This is a genomic window from Gordonibacter massiliensis (ex Traore et al. 2017), assembly GCF_019731765.1.
Taxonomy (GTDB): Bacteria; Actinomycetota; Coriobacteriia; order Coriobacteriales; family Eggerthellaceae; genus Gordonibacter; species Gordonibacter massiliensis.
Map to the genome: position 1 here is coordinate 40,548 of NZ_JAASIO010000007.1, position 17,720 is coordinate 58,267.

Annotated in this window: 13 protein-coding genes; 10 read left to right on the forward strand and 3 right to left on the reverse strand. The window is 65.3% G+C overall.

Translation table 11 applies throughout. The annotated features are described in order from the left end of the window. Positions 1–109 precede the first annotated feature (109 nt). Positions 110–1,162 carry an inorganic phosphate transporter gene (locus tag HCH03_RS09125; RefSeq protein WP_221689250.1) on the forward strand — a complete coding sequence of 351 codons (1,053 nt, stop codon included), beginning with the start codon at positions 110–112 and terminating at the stop codon, positions 1,160–1,162. Positions 1,163–1,269: 107 nt separating this feature from the next. Here HCH03_RS09125 and HCH03_RS09130 read toward each other — a convergent pair whose 3' ends face one another. Both HCH03_RS09130 and HCH03_RS09135 read right to left on the reverse strand, forming a co-directional pair. Then, a complete protein-coding gene (locus HCH03_RS09130) occupies positions 1,270–1,446 on the reverse strand; it encodes a YegP family protein (protein WP_221689251.1) in 177 nt (58 codons plus the stop codon). A gap of 128 nt (positions 1,447–1,574) precedes the next feature. Continuing rightward, entirely contained in the window at positions 1,575–2,084 is a 510-nt protein-coding gene (locus HCH03_RS09135) for a GNAT family N-acetyltransferase (protein WP_185904654.1), read from the reverse strand. Between the two features lie 253 nt (positions 2,085–2,337). Between HCH03_RS09135 and HCH03_RS09140 the strand changes: the two genes are divergently transcribed. From HCH03_RS09140 to rpsA, 6 genes are all read left to right on the forward strand, one after another. Then, complete coding sequence (locus tag HCH03_RS09140) at positions 2,338–3,612, forward strand: ammonium transporter (RefSeq protein ID WP_221689252.1); 1,275 nt, start codon at positions 2,338–2,340, stop codon at positions 3,610–3,612. A gap of 15 nt (positions 3,613–3,627) precedes the next feature. Beyond that, positions 3,628–3,966, forward strand: a complete 339-nt coding sequence (locus HCH03_RS09145) for a P-II family nitrogen regulator (RefSeq protein WP_080144626.1) — start codon at positions 3,628–3,630, stop codon at positions 3,964–3,966. Positions 3,967–4,267: 301 nt separating this feature from the next. Beyond that, complete coding sequence (locus HCH03_RS09150) at positions 4,268–4,690, forward strand: Fur family transcriptional regulator (RefSeq protein WP_080144627.1); 423 nt, start codon at positions 4,268–4,270, stop codon at positions 4,688–4,690. A 188-nt stretch (positions 4,691–4,878) separates the two neighbouring features. Then, a complete protein-coding gene (locus HCH03_RS09155) occupies positions 4,879–6,213 on the forward strand; it encodes a diguanylate cyclase domain-containing protein (protein WP_221689253.1) in 1,335 nt (444 codons plus the stop codon). A 140-nt stretch (positions 6,214–6,353) separates the two neighbouring features. Continuing rightward, entirely contained in the window at positions 6,354–9,875 is a 3,522-nt protein-coding gene (locus HCH03_RS09160) for a bifunctional diguanylate cyclase/phosphodiesterase (protein WP_221689254.1), read from the forward strand. A gap of 213 nt (positions 9,876–10,088) precedes the next feature. Then, positions 10,089–11,315: a 30S ribosomal protein S1 gene (gene rpsA / locus HCH03_RS09165; RefSeq protein ID WP_080144630.1), complete on the forward strand. Its 1,227-nt coding sequence runs from the start codon at positions 10,089–10,091 to the stop codon at positions 11,313–11,315. A 238-nt stretch (positions 11,316–11,553) separates the two neighbouring features. Here the strand turns inward: rpsA and HCH03_RS09170 are convergent, their stop codons facing one another. Then, on the reverse strand, positions 11,554–13,491 hold the full coding sequence (locus HCH03_RS09170; RefSeq protein WP_221689255.1) for an acyltransferase family protein: 1,938 nt from the start codon (positions 13,489–13,491) through the stop codon (positions 11,554–11,556). Between the two features lie 197 nt (positions 13,492–13,688). Here HCH03_RS09170 and mnmA point away from each other — a divergent pair, with 197 nt between their 5' ends. From mnmA to uvrB, 3 genes are all read left to right on the forward strand, one after another. Then, a complete protein-coding gene (gene mnmA / locus HCH03_RS09175; RefSeq protein WP_221689256.1) occupies positions 13,689–14,759 on the forward strand; it encodes a tRNA 2-thiouridine(34) synthase MnmA in 1,071 nt (356 codons plus the stop codon). Beyond that, on the forward strand, positions 14,756–15,352 hold the full coding sequence (gene coaE, locus HCH03_RS09180) for a dephospho-CoA kinase (RefSeq protein WP_080144633.1): 597 nt from the start codon (positions 14,756–14,758) through the stop codon (positions 15,350–15,352). The genes mnmA and coaE overlap by 4 nt, the downstream gene beginning before the upstream one ends. A 78-nt stretch (positions 15,353–15,430) precedes the next feature. Then, complete coding sequence (gene uvrB, locus HCH03_RS09185) at positions 15,431–17,581, forward strand: excinuclease ABC subunit UvrB (protein ID WP_281421110.1); 2,151 nt, start codon at positions 15,431–15,433, stop codon at positions 17,579–17,581. Positions 17,582–17,720: the final 139 nt, after the last annotated feature.

Below are 17,720 nucleotides of genomic sequence, written 5' to 3' on the forward strand. Positions count from 1 at the left end.
AATTGACAATCCTTTCCTATCATTAAACTCCGTGTGCTTGGTTACCGAAGCCGTGGAGGGGCGTCAGGCGCGTTCGCCGATGCGCGCTCCCGCACGGGGAGGAGTTTGCATGAGCTACGATTTCGGCGCGTTCGCCGCGGCGTTCGTGAGCGATCCCATACTTGCGCTCATCGTCATCCTGACGCTGGGTGCCACGGTGGTGAACGGGGCGACCGATGCCCCCAACGCCATCGCCACCGTCGTGGGAACGAAGGCCATGAAGCCCACGCCCGCTATCGCCATGGCGGCGGTGTGCAACTTCATCGGGCTGGCGGCCATCACCATGATCTCGTCGGCCGTGGCGGCCACTATCTTCAAGATGGTCGACTTCGGAGGCGACAACCACGCCGCGCTCGTCGCGCTGGCGGCGGCCATGGTGGCCATCATCGTGTGGGGCGTGGCGGCGTGGTACTTCGGCATACCCACGTCGCAGAGCCACTCGCTCATCGCCGGCATCACCGGCGCGGCCATCGCGTTGCAGGGCGGCTTGGGCGGCGTCAACGGCGGCGAGTGGATGAAGGTGGTGTACGGCCTGGTTATCTCCACGGTGCTCGGGTTCGGCACCGGGTGGCTGTTCACGCGCATGATCAAACGGCTCTGTCGAGGCGCCGAGCGCGCCAAGGCCAACTCGTTCTTCAAGTGGGCGCAGATCGTCTCCGGCGCCGGCGTGGCCGTGCTGCACGGCGCGCAGGACGGCCAGAAGTTCCTGTCGCTGTGCATGCTGGGCATCATGCTGGCCATGACCGGCCAATCCGGCGGCGACGTGTCGTTCCCCTTCTGGCTCATCATCCTCGTGTCCGCCACCATGGCGCTCGGCACGGCGGTGGGCGGCAAGAAGATCATCAAATCGGTGGGCATGAACATGGTGAAGATGGAGCAGTACCAGGGGTTCGCCGCGTGCCTGTCGGCCTGCTTCTGCATCGGCCTGGCCACGTTCACGGGCCTGCCGGTGTCCACCACGCACACGAAGACCACCGCCATCATGGGCGTGGGCGCGGAGAAGAGCCTGCGCAACGTGAAGTGGGGCCTTGCCGGCCGCATGGTGGGCACCTGGGTGCTCACGTTTCCCGGCTGCGGCCTGCTCGCGTTCGGCTTCACGCATCTGTTCCTGGCGTTCTTCTGACGGCTTGCCGGGCGATTCCGTAGGGGCGGCCTAGCAGTTCTCTTCATGAAAAGCGCCCCGGATCGACGCGATCCGGGGCGCTTTCGCAAACGGTTGGCGGAAAGGCCTTACGCCTCTTCCTCCACCACTTCGGCGTCGGGCGCGTTCTTCTTCACGCTCTCGATGCCCTTCTTGCAAGATTCCTTGGACTTGTAGTGCTGCGACGTGGCGATGACCTCGCCGTTGTCGGCCTTCAGCACGAAATGGCATCCCGAGTCGGACGTCTTGATAACGAACTTGCCCATGGCCCTCTCCTTCTCTTCGCGAACGATAGCGAAGATGATACACCGCACGAAGCCGCAGGTCGGATCAGGTACGAGATTGAACCAAGGTTTGAGGGTCGCTCGCGTCCGGACGTGCCGCAGGCGTTCGGCTAGTCCACGCGCTTTTCCATGACGAAGTCGTCCATGATGAAGCCCTGCCCGATGTCCGTTTCCACCGAATCGATGGTCTCGAACCCTTTGCCGCGGTAGGCGCGCACGCCCAGGTCGTTGTGCTTGTTCACCGTCAAGTACATCGCCTCGAACCCGCGCTCGCGGCACAGGTTCTCGTAGAAGCGGATGGTTTGGCTGGCGAAACCGTGCCCGCGTTCCTCGGCCAGCAGGTATATCTTCGAGATGAAGAAGCGGTTCGTCTCGGGCTCGGGGCGTCCGCCCGTGTAGCCGGCGATGCGCCCGTCGTCGGCGCGCAGGAACCAGTACTCGTAGCCGTGTTCGGCCATGTCGCGCTCGATGGCCTCCAGGCTTTGGAACTGCTCCACCATGTAGTCGGTCTGCGACTCGCCGATGAGGGCGGGCCAGTACTCGTGCCATATCTCGTCGGCAAGCGCCGCCAAGCGCTGCCGGTCCTCGGGCGTCTCGACCGCAACGAACTCGATCGTCATGCAATGCTCCTTTCTTGTGGCGTTCCCTTCCCACTATACCGCAACCGGCACGGTGCGCATCCGCCTCTCGGGACGATTCGCGCGGTTGCTCGCGGGAGCGTGTTTCCGTTCGGTAACACGGGTGCTTCCCGTTTGTTAAAAGGCGTTTCCAAGCTCGTTAACAGTGGGCAGCTTTACGTTTTACCTGATGGAACGATGCGATCATCGAATACGTCACCTGACAGGGAAAAGCAAATGAAGGAGGTAGATGCATATGTTTGACTCCGGTTCGACGGGCTTCATGATCGTGTGCGCGATGCTCGTCTTGTTGATGACGCCGGGCTTGGCGTTCTTCTACGGGGGCCTCAGCCGCCGCAAGAACGTCGTGAACACCATGATCATGTCGTTTGCGGTGCTGGGCATCGTCGGCATCACGTGGACGCTCTGCGGCTGGTCGTTCGCCTACGGCGGCGACGGCTCGATTCCGTTCTTCGGGGGCTTCGATCAGATCGGGCTTCAGGGGCTCGTGGCCAGCGTCACGAGCGAGGCTCCCGAAGCGCTGAGTCACGACGCGTATCCCGCGTTGGCCGACGTCGTGTTCCAGCTGGCGTTCTGCATGATAACCACGGCCATCATCACGGGCGCGGTGGCCGGACGCGTGAAGTTCGGCGCGGTGTGCGCGTTCGTGGCCGTGTGGACCATCGTGGTGTACCCGCCGCTCGCCCACATGGTGTGGGGCGGCGAAGGGAGCCTCGTGGGCGACACCATCGGCGCGCTCGACTTCGCCGGCGGCGACGTGGTGCACATCTCGTCCGGCCTCACGGGCCTCGTTCTCTGCCTGATCGCAGGCAAGCGCCGCGGGTTCGGCATGATAAGCTACCGGCCCCACAACGTGCCGTTCGTCGCGTTGGGCGCCACGCTGCTGTGGTTCGGCTGGTTCGGCTTCAACGCGGGCTCCGAGTTCGCCCCCGACGGCGTGGCGGCGTTGGCCTTGGTGAACACCGTGGTGGCCTCCGGCGCGGCGCTCGTGTCGTGGATGGTCATCGAGCGCGTGCGCGTGGGCAAGCCCACGCTCGTCGGCGCCGCCACGGGCCTGGTGGCCGGCCTCGTGGTCATCACGCCGGCGGCCGGTTTCGTGGAGCCGTGGGCTGCGGTCGTCATGGGCCTGATCGTGTCGCCCGTATGCTACTTCGCCATCTCGTTCCTGAAGAAGAAGATCGGCTACGACGACGCGCTCGACGCGTTCGGCTGCCACGCCGTCGGCGGCGTCACCGGCGGCATCCTCACCGGCCTGTTCTGCGTGCCGGAGCTCTCCTGGACCGACTTCGGCGGCCTGTTCTACACGGGCGATCCCACGCTGCTGGGCGCGCAGGTGCTCGGCATCCTCGTGACCGTCGTGTTCGTGGGCGTGCTCGATTTGGGTCTCGGCTTCGCCGTCAAGCTCGTGTTCAGGGGCAGCCTGCGCGTGAGCGAGCAGGAGGAGGCGCAGGGCCTGGACGTGGCGGCCCACGGCGAGAGCGCGTATCCGGCTTACGTGGGCCTGGACTAGGGAAGGAGCGTACCTATGAAGAAGATAGCCGCGATCGTGCGGCCCGAGAAGCTCGAGCCGCTCAAAGACGCGCTGTTCGCCGCGAAGGTGAACGGCATGACCATCTCGCAGGTGCAGGGCTGCGGGAACCAGCACGGTTGGAAGGAGTACTACCGCGGCACCGAGGTCATGTTGAACATGATACCGAAGGTGAAGTTCGAACTCGTCGTCGATGACGAGCAGGTCGACCCCCTGGTGGAGCTCATCCGCTCCACGGCGCGCACGGGCGAGGTGGGCGACGGCAAGATATTCATCTTCCCCGTGGACGAGGTCGTGCGCATCCGCACGGGCGAGACAGGCGACGCCGCCGTGTAGGGGAGGGCGCGCAGGGCGAACGACCGTGATGGCCCGCTCGGCGAAAGCCGGGCGGGCCGCCTTGCGGGCGCGGCCGCCGCCGATGGGCGCCCCTTCGCCGTTCCCGCCCCCTTCGCACCCTCGTGCTAGGTGCCGTTCCCGCGTCCTTTGCTGCGGGAGCGCGCCCGCCTCCATCCATCCTTCACGGATCGGCGTCGTTTCCCGAGCGCCCCTTCCCATTTGACGCTAATGAGATATAATCCTATTTGAATTACGATACGGATTACTATCTCATCATCTTCGGCGCGAAAGGAGCCTCCCCATGGCCGGTACGGTTTCCGACAAGCAGGGAAGCGCGGCAACGCGCAACACCATTCAAAGGGCGCTGGTGCTGGAAGCGGTGCGATCGCTGCACGACCACCCCACGTCGGCCGACGTGTACGAGGCGGTTCGCCGCACGTACCCGAACATCTCGCGGGCCACGGTCTACCGCAATCTGGGCGTGTTGGCCAACCGCGGCGACGTGCTGCGCGTGGAGGTGCCCAACGGCGCCGATCGCTACGACTTCTTCAACGAGCCCCACTACCACGCGAAGTGCCGCGTGTGCGGGCGCATCGTGGACGTCGACATGCCCTACGAGTCCGACATCGCCTCGAAGGTGTCCGACGCGCACGGGTTCGCCATCGAGGGGCACGAGATCATCTTCGACGGCGTGTGCCCCGCCTGTCAGAAGGCCGGTGCCTGACGGCGTTGCCGGCCTTCGGGTCGGCTTCGTTTTTCGTTCGGCATCGCTTGTTCGGCCCGAAGTCGCTCGCCGTGGAGTAAGATGTAAAGCTGATCGTCAAAGCGTTCGCGCGCGGCGGTCGAACGGACGAGGGCGCTTTTCGCCCCGTTCGGCGGGAGAGGCGAGGAGACGACGCGAAAGAGGGCCGCATGTCTGACCCCTACGAAATATTCGACGAGCTGGCAGAGATCATCTACGTGAGCGATCCGGATACCCACGAAATGCTCTATGTCAACGAATCCGCGAGACGCATCGTCGGCGATTGGCAAGGACGCACCTGCTACGATGTGGTGCTGGGTCGCGATGCTCCCTGCGATTTCTGCAACATCGATCGGCTTTCCACCGATTCGTTCCTGTCGTGGACGCATTACAACGAGAAGTACGGTCGCCACTACCTGCTCAAGGACAAGCTCATCGAGTGGCACGGCCGTTCGGCGCGTTTGGAAATGGCCTTCGACATGACCGCCGAAGAGGAGCGGCGCCAGGCGTTGGAAACGAGGCTGGGCCTGGAGACGCTACTCGTGCGCTGCGCTATGAAGCTGCAGAATATCGACGGCTTCGCGGGGGACATGACGTCGGTTCTGAAAATGATCGGCGAGTTTCTGGAGGCCGACCGCGTGTACCTGTTCCAAGTGTCGTCCGACGGCACCTCGTTCAGCAATTCCCACGAATGGTGCGCCGAAGGCGTCACGCCCCAGATCGACGAGCTGCAGGATATGGACATGTCGTGGGTGACGGAATGGATGCCGCTGTTCCTGAAGCGCGAGACCGTTATCGTCAAGGATCTGGAGGACCTGCGCGAGACATCGCCGAGCGAGTACGAAATGCTCGCCCCGCAGGGCATCACCTCCCTGGTCGACGCCCCTTTGCTCGTGGAGGGCGAGCTCATCGGCTCCATTGGCGTGGACAACCCGGCCGCCGTCCACCTCGACCACTGCGCCGAGTTCTTCACCAGCCTGTCTTACTTCCTTTCCATGGAGCTGGAGCGCCACCGCGCGAAGGAGCGCTTTCGCGAGCTGAGCTACACCGATGCGCTTACCGGTTTGGCGAACCGCAACCGCTTCATCGAGGACGTCGAGCGGCTCGACTCCGACGGCCCTCGGCGCGGCTTCGGGGTGATCTACGTGGACATGAACGGCTTGAAGGATTTCAACGATCTGGAGGGGCATGCGAAAGGCGACCAGGCGCTCGTCGCGGCAGGGCGCGCGCTGGAGGAGGCGCTTGCGGGCACCCGTGTCTACCGCATGGGCGGCGACGAGTTTCTCGCCGTCGTGCTCGATGCGTCCGCGGAGGGCTTCGGCGCGCTGGTCGATACCGTGCGGGAGCGCCTGGCGCAGACGGGCTGCTCCATGGCCATGGGCTTGCACTATGCGGCGGAGCCGTGCTTGGTGGACGAGGCGGTTCGGCGGGCCGACGGTGCCATGTACGAGGACAAACGCACCTACTACCGTTCGCATCCCGCATCCGCACGCTATCGCGAGTGACGGCAGGGGCCTTTCGCCCGCGCCGCTGCCTCAACTTCGTTCGATACGGCGGTTTCCGATGGCGCGCACTCTGAAAAAGGACTAGTATTGCTCGACAACGGTTACGCCGTGACGGGCGTTGACGAAATGGCGGCGGGCACGTGTTCGAATACATGGATGATATTTCCGAGGTGGTGTACGTTGCCGATCTCGAGACGCACGAGCTGCTCTACCTGAACGATTCCGGCAAGCGCCTGGCGGGCGTCGAGGACATAGCCAACCAGACCTGCCACGCCGTGCTGCAGCGGCTCGACGCGCCCTGCGCCTTCTGCACGAACGACCGGCTCTCGTACGACGACATCTACACGTGGGAGCATGTGAACTCCATTACGAACCATCGCTATCTGCTGAAGGATCGGCTCATCGACTGGGAAGGGCGCCCCGCGCGCCTCGAGGTCGCGCTCGACATGACGGCGAGCGGCACGAGCGAAGACGACCTGCGCAAGGCGCTCGACGCCGAGGGCATGGTGCTGCAGTGCGCGCGCGACCTGTACGGAGCGAGCGACTTGGAAGAGGCCACGCGCCGCATGTTGGACAGCCTGGGAAAGTACCTCGCCGCCGACCGCATGCGCTTCTTCCGCCTGAGGGACGGGCGGGTTTCGGCGACGTTCGAATGGCGTGCCGACGGTCGCGCGCAGCAGGTGGCGGTTCGTCGGGACCTCGACGGCGCGCTGGTCGAGCGCTGGCGTCGCCTGTTCGGGCGCGGAAAATGCGTCATCATCGAGGACGTGGCGAGCCTTCCCGCCGAATGCGCGGACGAGCGGGCGTTCCTCGAGCGGCGCCGGGTGTCCTCCCTTGCGGCCGTGCCCCTTGAGCGCCAGGGCAGCGTCGTCGGCTTTCTGTGCATCGAGAACCCGGCCTCGTCGCTCGTGCGCAACATAGGCTCGCCGCTCAAGACGCTTTGCTACTTCTTCATGTCCACGGTCGCGCGTATCGAAAACGAGCGGCGGCTCACGTCGCTGAGCTTTCACGACGATCTGACCGGCCTGTACAACCGCAACCGCTATTTAAGCGACGTCGAGGCGCTCAAGCGGGACGGCGGTTCGCTGGGCATCCTGTTCCTCGACGTGAACGACCTCAAAGTCGTGAACGACCGCTACGGCCACGATCGCGGCGACGAGTTGCTGCGCTTCTGCGCCGCGCAGATGCGCGGCGCGCTTGAGGGGGCGAACCTGTACCGCATCGGCGGCGACGAGTTCGTGGCGCTCGCCCCCGGGGTGGACGAGGGGCGGTTCGAGCGCATGGCCGCAGATTTGGACGATGCGTTCGCCGAGGCGTGCGTCGAGGGGCGTTTCGGCCTCGGGTCCGCCGAGCGGTTCGTGTCGATGGGCGCGCAATGGGCGGAGAACCCCTCCGACGTGCCCGCTCTGCTGCTGGCCGCCGACGCGCAGATGTACGAGCGCAAGCGCACGTTCCACCTGGACAAGGCGCTGGCCGGCATGACACCCGCGGCACCCGACGCCACGACGAGTGCGACGTTCATGCCCTCCATCGGCGAAAGCGCCCTGCTGCGCGATTACAACATGCTCATGAGCGCCCTGCACGTGAGCGTGAGCAAGCACTTGATGACAGAGAAGTTCGAGGTCGTGTGGGCGAACGACTTCTACTACGAGATGACGGGCTACACGCGCGAGGAGTACGTTACGCTGTTCAACAACAACTGCGCCGACTACTTCGCCGACTTCCCCGACGTGTTCGAAGAGCTGAGCGCGACCGTCATGGGCGCGGTGGCCGCCGGCGAGCCCGGCTACGAGTGCCTGCTCCAGATGCCCGTGAAGGGCGGCAGCCGCCTGTGGATACGCGTGGTGGGCCTGTTCACCAGCGAGAAGGTGGACGGCGTGCCCGTCATTTACGCCACGTTCACCGGCGTGAACGACGTCGTGCAGATGGAGCAGGAGCGCTCCGTCACGTACGACAACCTGCCCGGATTCGTGGCCCGCTACCGCGTGGGTGCGGACGGGCTTCACCTGACATGGGGAAACGAGCGCTTCACCGAGTTCTTCGGCATCGTGGGCGCGGACGAGGCGAACCGGCTGTTCGACCTCAACGTGAAGGCCAACGAGCGCGCCATCAACTCGCGTTTCGCCGACTTCCGCGCCGGCAGGCCCACGTCGTTCGAGATCGAGGCCATCGGCCGCGACGATCGGAAGGCGTACTTCACCATCGTGGGCGACTGCATCGACTGGGTGGACGGCGACCCTGTCTACCTGGTGCTGTACCTCGACACCACCGAGGTGACCGAGCAGCGCCGCCTGACCGACGAGGCAAACGAACGGCTGCGGCGGCTCGCATTCGTCGACGAGGTCACGAAGGGGCGCAACCGCACGAGCTTCGAGTTGGACGCGGGTGCCGCCGTGAAGGCCGCCCCGGCGAACGCCTACGCGCTCGTATCCCTCGACATCCAGAAGTTCAAGGTGGTGAACGACCAGTTCGGCATCGAGAACGGCAACCGAGTGCTTGCCTACGTTCACGACCGTCTCGCATCCTGCCTCGACGAGGGCGAGTACGTGGCCCGCGTGTCGGCCGACCTGTTCAGCCTCTTGGTCAAGGCGGGGCCGCACGATGTCCTTGAGGAGCGTCTCGAGGACCTGGCCCACGCCGTCAACGACGACCTCGATTTGGGAGGGCGCACGTACCTGCTGACCATGACGGCCGGCGTGTACGTGATCGATGAGCCCGACCTTCCCATGATGCAGCTGCAGGACCGGGCGAACGTGGCCCGCAAGAAGATAGGGCGCTCCGCCGCGGGCGGCCGCCTGTGCGCGTGCCGGTTCTACAGCGACGAAGATCGCCTGCGCCTTGCCGAGGAGAAGGAGCTAGAGAACCGCATGCGCGTCGCGCTCGATGCCGGCGAGTTCGTGATCTTCCTGCAGCCGAAGCTCGAGCTGCGCACGAACGCCGTCGTGGGGGCCGAGGCGCTCGTGCGATGGGCGGACCCGGTGCGGGGGCTCGTGCCGCCGAACGACTTCATCCCGCTGTTCGAGCGCAACGGCTTCGTGGTCGACCTCGATTTGAACGTGTTCGAGCAGGTGTGCGCTTTGCTGCGCGCTTGGACGGATGCCGGTCTTCAGCCGGTTCCCCTCTCGGTGAACCTGTCGCGCGCCCACTTGGCCGACCCGAGCTTCGTCGAGCGCTACGAGGAGATACGACGCCGCTACGAAGTGCCGGCACCGCTCATCGAGATCGAGTTGACCGAGACGCTTGTGTTCGAGGATCCGGAGCGGCTCGCCCGCGTCATCGACGAGCTCCACGCGGCGGGCTACCGCTGCTCCCTGGACGATTTCGGGAGCGGCTACTCCTCGCTCAACGTGCTCAAGGACATCGACGTCGACACGCTCAAGCTCGACGGCGTGTTCTTCGACGCGCCGGACTTCTCCCAGGGGCGCGGCGCCGACATCATCGACATCGTCATCGAGCTGTCGCGGCGCTTGGGCATGCGCACCGTGGCCGAGGGCGTGGAAACAGAGGATCAGGCGGCGTTTCTCAAGCGTGCGGGGTGCGACATGATCCAGGGCTATCTGTTCTCGCGCCCGATTCCTCCCGCCGCATTCGAGCGGCTCGTATTCGGCCAAGGCCGCCAAGGCGGCGACGGGCGGGCAACGGGCTTTGGAGAGCGGAAATAATCGTGGGGCCTTGCGAATAGTGGTTCTGCGGGCGTTTCCCGTGTGCTATACTAATGCGGCTTATCGGGAAACCTCCCGTAAGCCACGTAACTGCAGGCCCCCGAGACATGTTTTTGTTGCACAGCTGAGCGAGCAAGCTTTTGCAGAGCGAACATGGTGTAAGCAATCAATCATGACGAAGGGTCCCCGACTTAAGTTTGAAAGGGGTCCGTTTTGACCGACATCAAGAACACGTCCGTCATCGACTTCAGCGACATCTCCGACGAGCAGATGAACGAGATGATCGACGGCACGCTGACCGAGTTCGACGAGGGCGATCTCGTCGACGGCACCGTCGTCAAGATCGAGCACGACGAAGTGCTCGTGGACATCGGCTTCAAGAGCGAGGGCGTCATCCCCTCCCGCGAGCTGTCCATCCGCAAGGACGCCGATCCGTCCGACATCGTGGAACTGGGCGAGAAGATCGAAGCCCTCGTTCTGCAGAAGGAAGACAAGGACGGCCGTCTGATCCTTTCCAAGAAGCGCGCCGAGTACGAGCGTGCCTGGATCCGCGTCGAAGAGAAGTTCAAGGCCGGCGAAGTGGTCACGGGCGAGGTCATCGAAGTCGTCAAGGGCGGCCTCATCCTCGACATCGGCCTGCGCGGCTTCCTGCCGGCGTCGCTGGTCGACCTCCGTCGCGTCAAGGACCTCGACATGTACCTCAACACCGAGATCGAGGCCCGCGTCATCGAGATGGACCGCAACCGCAACAACGTCGTGCTGTCCCGTCGCGTGCTGCTGGAGGAGGGCCGCAAGAACGAGCGTGCCGAGATCCTCGCGAAGCTGTCGAAGGGCATGCGCCTGAAGGGCACCGTCTCCTCCATCGTCGACTTCGGCGCGTTCGTCGACCTGGGCGGCATCGACGGCCTGGTGCACATCTCCGAGCTGTCTTGGAACCACGTCAACCATCCGTCCGAGGTCGTCAAGGTGGGCGACGAGGTGGAGGTCGAGGTTCTGGACGTCGATCTGCAGCGCGAGCGCATCTCGCTCGGCCTCAAGCAGACGACGGAAGATCCGTGGATCAAGCTCGTCGAGAGCTACCCCGTGGGCACCATCGTCGACGGCAAGGTGACGAAGATCGTGCCGTTCGGCGCGTTCATCGAGCTGGGCCAGAGCATCGAGGGCCTCGTGCACATCTCCGAGATGTCGCAGCGCCATATCGACACGCCGGCGCAGGTCGTGCATGCCGGCGACGAGGTGAAGGTCAAGGTCATGGAGATCAACCCCGAGCGTCGCCGCATCTCCCTGTCCATGAAGGCCGCCGCCGAGGAGCTGGGCTTCGAGATCGAGGTCGACGAGTCCATCCAGGCCGAGGAGAAGCCGGCCAAGAAGAAGGCCGAGAAGAAGGAAGAGGCTCCGGCCGCCGAGGAAGCTCCTGCCGAGGAGCCCGCTGCGGAATAGCCTGAACCTTCCATTAGCATGAACCTCGCAAGGGCCGGCGCGCAAGCGCCGGCCCTTGTTGCGTAGGGGGGCGCTTGCGGTTCGCTTCGGAGACGGCGGCCCGTAGGGGCGGCCTGCTGGCCGCCCGGCGCGATGCGTTCCGAAAACGGAGGTTCGCGCGGCGGACGCACTGCGCGCTCGCCGCGCGAATGCCGTCGATATAGAGGCCTGCGTGCGGCGAGCAGCCGTCAGGCCGCCCCTACGAGATCGGCCCCACCATGTTTCGGGCGGCGGCTTCCACACCGGTACGGGTGGTTGCTATAACTTCGTCCACGGCCAGCTCGGCGGGCGTCTTCACCACCGCCACGTCTTCGTCCTCGTGATGCTCGGGCAGCTGGTCCGCAACGGCTTGATAGACCAGGTCGATGTAGAACTGCGCGCCCTCCTCGGTGAGGTGGGTGCCGTCGCCGTCGAAGAGGTCGTCGCGGCCGGCGCTCGCGCCGTACCAGTCGATAAGGTGCACGTTGCCGTAGCGCTCGGCGGCGCTCGCCAGCGCGTCGTTCGTGGACTGCACCCAGTCGCGCGGACTGCGGGTGTTCACGAGCCATATCTGCTTGTCGGAGCCCACGTCGCCGATGATCTCGTCCAGCTGCTCGTCGGTGGCGGGGCCGTTCGTGCCCAGCGCCAGCACCACGATGCCGCCCACGAGGTCTTGGTCTTTGTACTGGTCGTACACCTCGCGGCCCACGTAGAGCTGCCGGTTCACGGCGGCGTCGATGGCTCCGTAGGGGAACGTCTCCTCGAAGTAGGGCACGGCGCGCACCGATACCGAGTCGCCAATCATGAGCACGTCGAACTTCGGCTTCTCGGCCGCAGCTTCGCCGTCGGAAGCTCCCTCGGGCGCTGCGGGCAGGTTCGCCGGCCCCTGGCTTTGCTGCTCCTCCGCCTGCTTCAGCAAGTCGCCGCCCTCGAGCGCCGATGTCGACGGCACGAGCACGAGGCCGCCCACGGCCACGACCACGAGCGCCCCGGCTCCCACAGCGGGCGCGGCGTGCCTGCGCAGCCAATCCGGCAGCGACACCTCGCCTGCGCGCACGTTCTTCACCAGGCGGCCGATGGCGCCGTGGCGGATGGGGTTCTCCACGAAGCGGTACGAGAACGCGGCGCAGGCGAACACCGCCGCCAGCTGCAGCAGATAGAGCCACCACGGCGTCTCGCTCACCGTGCCGGCGTCCATGAGCAGCAGCAGCGGGTAGTGCCACAGGTATATGCCGTAGCTGCGCTTGCCTATCCACACAAGCGGCGCCGCGCCGGCCACGCTGCCAAGGCGGCTGGCCGGATGCACCATGACGGCGATGACCACGGCCGTGAGCACCGAGCACAGCACCAGGCCGCCCCGGTACAGAAACGGCGAGAACCCGTTCGAGAACACCACCAGCAGCACCAAGCCCACCAAGGCTGCGGCACCCACGCCGTCGAACACGGAGCGCTCGCGCTTCGTCAGGCGCACGCCGCTTTTCGCGCCCAGCATGTGCGAGGGCCACACGAACGCGAGCCATGCGCCGATGAGCAGTGAGAACGCGCGCGTGTCGGTGCCGTAGTACACGCGGCTCGGGTCGGCGGTGGGGCTGAACAGCAGCGCCATCTCCACGGCGGAGAGCACGGCCAGCACGAGCGTGGCGTTGCGCAGCGAGGTTTTCTTCACGCCCTTCCTCAGGCAGAGGAACAGCGCCACGGGCCATATGAGGTAGAACTGCTCCTCGATGGCCAGCGACCAGAAATGGGCGAGCGGCGAGGGCGATCCCAAAGCCTCGAAGTACGATACGTCGTGGAATATCTGCCACCAGTTGTTGAAGAAGAGCAGCGACGGCACCACGTCGGGGCGCATTTTCGTGAGCAGGGCGTGGTTGAACACGGTGCACAGCACGGCCGTGCACGCGATGACGAACACGATGGCGGGCACGAGCCGCCGCACGCGCCGCAGCCAGAATTGGGGAAGGTCGATTTTGCCGGTGTTGTCGAACTCGATGAGCAGCAAGCTGGTGATGAGATACCCGGACAGCACGAAGAACACCGTGACGCCCAGCAGGCCTCCCGGTGCCCATTCCATGCGCATATGGTAGGCGATAACGGCGAGCACGGCGAAGGCCCGCAGGCCGTCAAGCGCCGGTATGTAACGGGATTTCGAGCCCGACATAGTGCGTTCCCCTGTTCTCTGGTTCGTTTCTGGTGTGCGGAAAGCGCAATGATTCAGTATAACGCTCCATAGACACCAAAAGCGCATCATAGCGCTGCGCGGCCGTTCTGCGTAGGCTCTTCACGAATCGTTGAAAGGTTATCGACTATACTTGCCTTGGAAGGCGGACGCGAGCGCACGACAGGAAAGGAAGGCCGATGGCGGTTGGCGACAACGGGCCGCAGCGCGTGGCGCTGGGTATGAGCGGAGGCGTGGACAGCGCCGTGTCCGCCGCACTGCTCATGCGTGCGGGCTACGAGGTGGTAGGCGTGACGTGCCGTTTCACCGACGACGCCGCGGCCGACCGGGCGGCGGCCGACGCGGCGGCCGTGTGCGCCCGTCTGGGCGTGCGCCACGCGGAGCGGGACTGCACCGGCCTGTTCGAGTGCGAGGTGGTTCGACCGTTCGTAGACGGCTACGCCGCCGGGCTCACGCCCAGTCCCTGCGTGGGTTGCAACGCGCGCTGCAAGCTGCCCGCGCTGCTGGACGCGGCTGACGAGCTGGGCTGCCGCGCGGTTGCCACCGGCCACTACGCGCGCATCGTCCAGCTTGCGGAGAGCGGCCGGTACGCGGTGAAAGCCGCGCTCGACGTGCGCAAGGACCAAAGCTACATGCTGGCGCTGCTCGACCAGGACCAGCTGGCCCGCCTCGTGCTGCCGCTGGGCGGCACGACGAAAGCGGAGGTGCGCGTGCTCGCGGCCGATCTCGGGTTGCCGGTGGCCGAGAAGCCCGAAAGCCAGGACGTGTGCTTCATCGAAGGCGACTACCGCGCGTTTCTGCAGGCACGCGGCGTGGACGACCGGCCGGGCGACATCGTCGATCGTTCGGGCACCGTGCTCGGTCGGCACGACGGGCTCGCCAACTTCACGGTGGGGCAGCGCAAGGGCATCGGCATCGCGGCATCCGAGCCGTACTACGTGGTGGACAAGCGGCCCGATACGGCCGATCTGGTGGTGGGCTTCGCGAACGAGGCGCTCATCGGCGGCGTGCTCGCGGGGCCGGTGAGGTGGCAGGCCATCGAGCGTTTGGACGAGCCGCGCGCCGCCAGCGTGAAACTGCGGTACCGCAGCCGCGCGGTTCCGTGTATCATAGAGCCCGAGCCCGAAGGGCGCGTGCGCGCGGTGCTGCGCGAGCCCCAGCCGACCACGGCGCCGGGTCAGTTCGCCGTGTTCTCCGTTGGTGACACCGTGCTCGGAGGCGGCATGATCGAGGAGGTAACATCGGTATGAAGAAGCTGTTCATCATCGGCGGCATGGGCGCCGGCAAGTCGACGGCCCGCAAGGCCCTTGTGGACGCGGGCTTGCCGTACATCGACCTCGACAAGGTGGGCCACGACGTCCTCACCTGGGATACGGTGAAGGAGGAGCTGGTCGACACCTTCGGCCCCGACATCATGGACGGCGACGCGGTCGACCGCAAGGCGCTCGCGCACAAGGCGTTCGTGAGCCCCGCCGAAACGCGCAAGCTCAACCGCATCACCGTGCCGCGCATCGAGGACGCCTATCGCGACAAAGTCGCCGAGCTGGAGGCCGCGGGCAACAAGGCCGTGGTCGTGGAGCATTCCGTGTTCAAGAACCGCACGTCCTCGCTCGCTTACGACGCCGACGTGGTCATTGCCGTGCTGGCGCCGCTCGACGTGCGCATCGAACGCGCCGTGGCATCGGGCTTCGACGAGGCCGACGTGCGTCGCCGCATCGCCCGCCAGATCACCGACGCCGACCGCATCGAGGCCGCCGACGTGGTGTTCAACAACGACGGCACCCCCGAGGAGCTGCACAACCAGGTGATAGCTTGGTGGGATACCTACCGCAAAGATCTGTAACATCTCAATAACGAACATCTGTTCATAGTCGGTGCGCTGTGCTACACTAGTTCCCTTACGTACGCGGGAAGGAGCAGCATGGCGCATCTCTCTAATCTCGAGGGCTTGGAAATGGAAGGCAAGCTGCCGGACGTGCGGCTGGCCAACACGCCGTTTCAGGTGGTGTCGCCCTTCGAGCCGTCGGGCGACCAGCCTCAAGCTATCGAGAAGCTTGCGCATGGCGTTGAGGAGGGCCTGCGCTACCAGACGCTGCTCGGCGTGACGGGCTCGGGCAAGACGTTCACCATGGCCAAGACCATCGAGGCCGTGCAGAAGCCCACGCTGGTCATGGCGCCGAACAAGACGCTGGCCGCGCAGCTGGCCAGCGAGCTCAAGGAGTTCTTCCCCAACAACTCGGTGGTGTACTTCGTGAGCTACTACGACTACTACCAACCCGAGGCCTACGTGCCCTCGTCCGACACGTTCATCGAGAAGGACGCCTCCATCAACGAGGAGGTGGAGAAGCTGCGCCACGCGGCCACGTCGGCGCTGCTCTCCCGCCGCGACTGCATCGTGGTGGCGTCGGTGTCGTGCATCTACGGCATCGGCAGCCCCATGGACTACGCCGGCATGGCCGTGTTCGTGGACAAGCAGAAGGAGATGGACCGCGACGACGTCATCCACGAGCTCATCGACATCCAGTACGATCGCAACGACTACGAGCTGAAGCGCGGCACGTTCCGCGTGCGCGGCGACAACCTGGACGTGTTCCCGCCTTACGCGGACAACCCGCTGCGCATCGAGTTCTGGGGCGACGAGATCGAGCGCATAACGGAGGTGGACAACGTCACGGGCGAGGTGGTGAACGAGTTCGAGGCGCTTCCCATCTGGCCCGCGTCGCACTACGTGGCCACGCGGCCGAAGATGGACCGCGCGCTGGGCACCATCCGCGACGAGCTCCGCGAGCGCCTGCAGCAATTCAAGGAGGAGGGCAAGCTGCTGGAAGCGCAGCGTTTGGAGATGCGCACGAACTACGATCTGGAGATGATGGAGACCATGGGCTTCTGCTCCGGCATCGAGAACTACTCGCGCCACATCGACGGGCGCCAGCCGGGCGAGCCGCCCTACACGCTCATCGACTACTTCCCGAAGGACTTCCTCTGCATCATCGACGAGAGCCACGTGACGGTGCCGCAGATCCGCGGCATGCACGAGGGGGACCGCTCGCGCAAGATCACGCTGGCCGAGCACGGGTTCCGCCTGCCCAGCTGCCTGGACAACCGCCCCTTGCGCTTCGACGAGTTCGAGGAGCGCATTCCTCAGTTCGTGTACGTGTCGGCCACGCCGGGCGACTACGAGGAGAAGGTGTCGCAGCAGAAGGTGGACCAGATCATCCGTCCCACGGGCCTGCTGGACCCCGAGATCATCGTGCGCGGCAGCGCGTCGCAGATCGACGACATCATCGACGAGTCGAAGGAGCGCGCCGCGCGCGACGAGCGCGTGCTCATCACCACGCTCACGAAGAAGATGGCCGAGGATCTGACCGACCACCTGCTGGACCAGGGCGTGAAGGCGCGCTACATGCACTCGGACATCGCCACGCTCGAACGCGTGGAGATACTGCGCGAGCTGCGCCAGGGCAAGTTCGACGTGCTGGTGGGCATCAACCTCTTGCGCGAGGGCCTGGACCTGCCGGAGGTGTCGCTCGTGGCCATCCTGGATGCCGACAAGGAGGGCTTCCTGCGCAACCACCGCTCGCTTATCCAGACCATCGGCCGCGCCGCGCGCAACGTGTCGGGCCAGGTGATCATGTACGCCGACAAGACCACCGACTCCATGGCGCTGGCCATCGAGGAGACGAAGCGCCGCCGCGCCATACAGATGCAGTACAACCAAGACCACGGCATAGAGCCGCAAACCATCCGCAAGGCCATCAACGACATCATGGATTACGTGACCGACGAGGTGGGCAACACCACGGCCGAGCAGGTGAACATGGAGCTGGCCGCGCTCTCGCGCGAGGAGGTGCTGCGCATCATCGCCTCCATGGAAGACGAGATGGCGTCGGCGTCGCTCAGCATGGACTACGAGGAAGCCGCCCGCCTGCGCGACCAGGTGGTGAAGCTGCGAGCCCAGGTGGAAGGCGCGAGCGAGGAGGACGTGCTGAAGGATTTGAAGAAGGGCGCCCGCAAGGGCAGCGCCTTCGGCAACCGCAAGCACGCCGCCTACGGCTCGAGCCGCAGCTCGTAGGTTTTCTCCGCGCCCGCGGGTCTCCGCGCTGGCGCAGGGTAGGCGGGCACCGGCCGCAGCCGCTTGCAGGCCATGGCGCGCCGTTCGACAGGTGCGTTTCGGGGAACGAAACCGCTGGCCGAACACGTCTTTTTGCTTG